General features: G+C 69.9%; 5 protein-coding genes. 3 read left to right on the plus strand and 2 right to left on the minus strand.

What is annotated here, in order from left to right; translation table 11 throughout:
• The first annotated feature begins 37 nt into the window (after positions 1 to 37).
• From PV721_RS42290 to PV721_RS42300, 3 genes are all read left to right on the plus strand, one after another.
• Entirely contained in the window at positions 38 to 433 is a 396-nt protein-coding gene (locus PV721_RS42290; RefSeq protein ID WP_319734060.1) for a DUF2267 domain-containing protein, read from the plus strand.
• Between the two features lie 64 nt (positions 434 to 497).
• The gene (locus PV721_RS42295; RefSeq protein WP_319734055.1) at positions 498 to 950 is read left to right on the plus strand and encodes a DUF2267 domain-containing protein; all 453 of its coding nucleotides are present in this window, start codon (positions 498 to 500) and stop codon (positions 948 to 950) included.
• 184 nt (positions 951 to 1,134) lie between these two features.
• Positions 1,135 to 2,055 carry a SigB/SigF/SigG family RNA polymerase sigma factor gene (locus tag PV721_RS42300; protein ID WP_319734056.1) on the plus strand — a complete coding sequence of 307 codons (921 nt, stop codon included), beginning with the start codon at positions 1,135 to 1,137 and terminating at the stop codon, positions 2,053 to 2,055.
• 374 nt (positions 2,056 to 2,429) lie between these two features.
• Here PV721_RS42300 and PV721_RS42310 read toward each other — a convergent pair whose 3' ends face one another.
• Positions 2,430 to 2,603 carry a CsbD family protein gene (locus PV721_RS42310; protein WP_319734057.1) on the minus strand — a complete coding sequence of 58 codons (174 nt, stop codon included), beginning with the start codon at positions 2,601 to 2,603 and terminating at the stop codon, positions 2,430 to 2,432.
• A gap of 117 nt (positions 2,604 to 2,720) precedes the next feature.
• On the minus strand, positions 2,721 to 3,113 hold the full coding sequence (locus PV721_RS42315) for an ATP-binding protein (RefSeq protein WP_319734059.1): 393 nt from the start codon (positions 3,111 to 3,113) through the stop codon (positions 2,721 to 2,723).
• Between the last annotated feature and the right edge of the window lie 348 nt (positions 3,114 to 3,461).

Raw genomic sequence — 3,461 nt, forward strand, 5'->3', positions numbered from 1 at the left:
CCCCTTGACCCTTCACCCCATTCCCGGAGGTGACGTGATGCCGATGCGCAGGGAGTCGTTCCTGGCCCATGTCCAGGAACGCGGCGAGTACGAAACCGCGGAAGAGGCCGATCGTGTGGCCCGTGTCGTCCTGGCCCTGCTGGGCGCACATCTGGTCGGCACCGTGCGGGCCGAGCTCGCCGCCCGGCTCCCCGAGACGTACGCCCTGATCCTCCTGAACCCGTTGCAGGCCGCGGAGCCGCTCTCACCGGAGCGGTTCGTCCGCGCGACTGCGGCCTGGATCGAGGGCGCCACGGAGAAGACGGCGCTGTGGGACATCGGCGCGGTCCTGTCCACCGTGGCCGCCGCCGCGGGCGACGTCCTTGTGCGTGAGGTTCTGCTCCAGCTCCCGCCCGGCTACGACCTCCTCTTCGGCCACCCCCAGCCCACCTGACCCTCAAGCCCAGCCGCCCACCGGCCACAGGCCGGGTCCTTCGCAGAGAAAGGCAACCGCAGCCATGTACGACCAGCCTCGACCGAACCCGGCCCGTCACGCCATGACGTTCGACCAGATGCTGGAACGCGTGCGCCACGAAGGCGCCTACCCCACCCGCGAACGCGCCGCAGAAGCCGTCCACCACATCCTCGCCGCCCTGGGACGCCAACTCACCGGGGACGAACGCGCCGACCTCGCCCAGAGCCTGCCCGTCGAAGCCGCCCTCACCCTGACCGCCCAGATCCCCGACACCGAACGCCTCACCGGCTGGGACTTCGTCAAAGACCTCGCTGCCCGTACCGGCGCCACCCCGGCCGCCACCCGCTGGGACACCGGCGCCGTACTCGCCGTCGTCACCCGCCTCGCCGGACCCGAGCTCCTCGCCCGGATCCTGCGCCGGCTCCCCGGCGGCTTCGCCCTCCTCTTCGGCCAGGCAGAACTGCGCCAGCCCCAGCTGTGGGCCGCGGCCGTCTGAGCGCTTGGCACAGACCCCGGATGCACCGCGGGGCCGGTCCGGCAGTGCGGCCCCGGCCTCCGCTTGAAGCACCCGGGCCCGCGATGCTGTGATCGGACCCACGATTTTGGGCCTGTCTGATTGGGATTCCGCTTGTGTGGGCACACGCCCGCGCAAGCCATTGGTTCAGGGGAGGAACGGTTTCATGTCTCACGTCGCCACAGCCACCATTCCCGCCCAGGGGACCGCCCCGGACGATTTCACCCGCGCCGAACCCGCAGCCGTCACCGGGCAGCTCGCGGGGCCCCTGCCGCAGATCGACAGCGCCCGCGAGGTGGCGCCGGCGGACGCGCGGGAGCTTTCGCGTCTGTTCCTGGTGCGGCTCAGGGAGCTGGAAGAAGGGACTCGCGAGTATCAGTACGCGCGCAACACCTTGATCGAGATGAACATCTCCCTCGTCCGCTTCGCGGCCCGCCGGTTCGCCGCCCGCATCAGCGCCGGCATCGAGCTCGACGACGTCATCCAGGTCGGCACGATCGGCCTGATCAAGGCCATCGACCGTTTCGATCCCGAGCGCGAGGTCGAGTTCTCCACCCTCGCCCTCCCCTACATCACCGGTGAGATCAAGCGGTACTTCCGCGACACCACCTGGGCCGTGCACGTCCCCCGCCGCCTGCAGGAACTCCGCGTCGAACTCGCCAAGTCCCAGGAGACGCTCACCGAGGTTCTCGGGCGCGCACCGAGGGTCAAGGAGATCGCCGAGCACCTCGAACTCGCCGAGGAAGACGTCATCGAGGGACTGGTGGCCGCCAACGGGTACAGCAGCGCCTCCATCGACTCGGCCACCGGCGCCACGGAGCGCACGGCCGCGCGCCGCGAGGGCCGGCCGCTGAGCGACACGGTCGGTGACGTCGACCCGGCCATGGTCCTCTTCGAGGACTTCCACACCCTCGCACCCCTCCTGCGCGAACTCGACGAACGCGACCGCAAGATTCTCCGGATGCGCTTCGCCCAGGAGATGACCCAGTCCGAGATCGGTGCCGAGCTCGGCATCTCGCAGATGCAGGTGTCCCGCCTGCTCACCCGTATCCTGACCCACCTGCGCAGCGGCATGCTTACCGCCTAGGCAGGCCGTGTACCGCAGCCGCCATCGGCACGTACGAGACAGATCCCGATCGCCGCCGGACGGGGCTTGAACCACCCCCGGTCCCGCCCGGTACCCGCACAAACCGCTCCGCCACGTGGCGGGCCTGCGAGGCACAGCACGACCGGCTCGGCTGCGACTTCGACGACGTCTTCCCCATCGACGCCAAGCGCTTCGTCTTCCTCGGGGACGTGTGCGGCAAGGGCCCCCAGGCTGCCGCGATCACCTCGCTCACCTGCTACACCCTGCGCGCCGCGTCCGGCCCGAGCCCGCCGCCTGACCTACGCCGCCGTCAGTACGCGGACGCGCGGCCGGGCCGGGACCGCAGGAGCGGGCCCGGCCCGGCCGCGAGACGATCAGTGCTTGAAGACGTCCTTGACCTTCTCCTTGGCCTCGCGGGCGTCGCCCTTGGCCTGCTCCGCGCGGCCCTCGGCGGTCAGCCGCTCGTTGCCCGTCAGGCGGCCAGCGGTCTCCTTGAGCCTGCCCTTGGCCTGCTCGCCCTTCGCCTCGGCCTTCTGCTCACCAGACACAGCTGATCACTCCCTCTTCCGTGGAAACGCCTTACGCAACCCCGTACGGCCGCTGAACGCCCTCGTAAACAGGGCCGTCCTGGCCGGGCTCATGAGGGCTTCGGCAGGGCCCGGCGGCTACCGGGGGAGAAGGGCGCGGACGGTCTTGCCGCCTTCGGGCCTGGGCGTGACGACGGTGGCGAGGGAGAGGTCGTTGACCATGTGCCAGCCGAATCCACCCGTCCCGTCGACGAGGTCGGGGGTCCGCATCCGCGGCATCCGCGGGTCGGGATCCTCGACAGCGACCTCGATGCAGTTGGGGTGCGCGGTCAGGCGGAGGGTGTAGGCGCCACCACCATGGCGCAGGGCGTTCGTCACCAGCTCGGAGACGACCAGGACGACCGTGTCGGCCTGCTCCCGACCGATGGCTGGCTGCCCGAGGGCTTCGAGGAACGCCCGGGCGGCCTGGCGCGCCTCGACGATGGCGGCCAGAGAACGAAGGGCTGTGCGCTCGGCGCTCGCTGTGGTCATCGCGCGCTCCGGTCTGTTGTCGTTATCCGCCCTGCCTGACCCGGTCGATGTGCCCCCGCCGCAGCCGTTCAACCCGACGGCACCCGATTACCTTAGAGACGCATACATGGAAATCTGTGTCGGCCAGATTAGACATTGGGTGGTGGTGTGGTTATGGTTTCTCTCGTAGCCCAGGGAGACTGCAGGGCCCGGCAGAGACGAACTGCCGGGCAGCAGTACCCGCAGTACGCAGTACCCGTAGTTGCAGTTCGCAGGACGGTTCGGTGGTGGAGTTCCGAAGCCAGGGTTGTTGCAGGACGGCGACGGGGCTGACGACCGGACCGGGTGGCCCGCAGTGATCAGGGGCCG

The sequence above is a fragment of the Streptomyces sp. MB09-01 genome, from assembly GCF_033794505.1.
In the GTDB taxonomy this organism is placed as follows: Bacteria; Actinomycetota; Actinomycetes; order Streptomycetales; family Streptomycetaceae; genus Streptomyces.

Bases quoted from the DNA above. Each gene is read 5' to 3' on its own strand.
- PV721_RS42290 (WP_319734060.1), top strand. From the start codon at position 38: ATGCCGATGCGCAGGGAGTCGTTCCTGGCCCATGTCCAGGAACGCGGC.
- PV721_RS42295 (WP_319734055.1), top strand. From the start codon at position 498: ATGTACGACCAGCCTCGACCGAACCCGGCCCGTCACGCCATGACGTTC.
- PV721_RS42300 (WP_319734056.1), top strand. From the start codon at position 1,135: ATGTCTCACGTCGCCACAGCCACCATTCCCGCCCAGGGGACCGCCCCG.
- PV721_RS42315 (WP_319734059.1), bottom strand. From the start codon at position 3,113: ATGACCACAGCGAGCGCCGAGCGCACAGCCCTTCGTTCTCTGGCCGCC.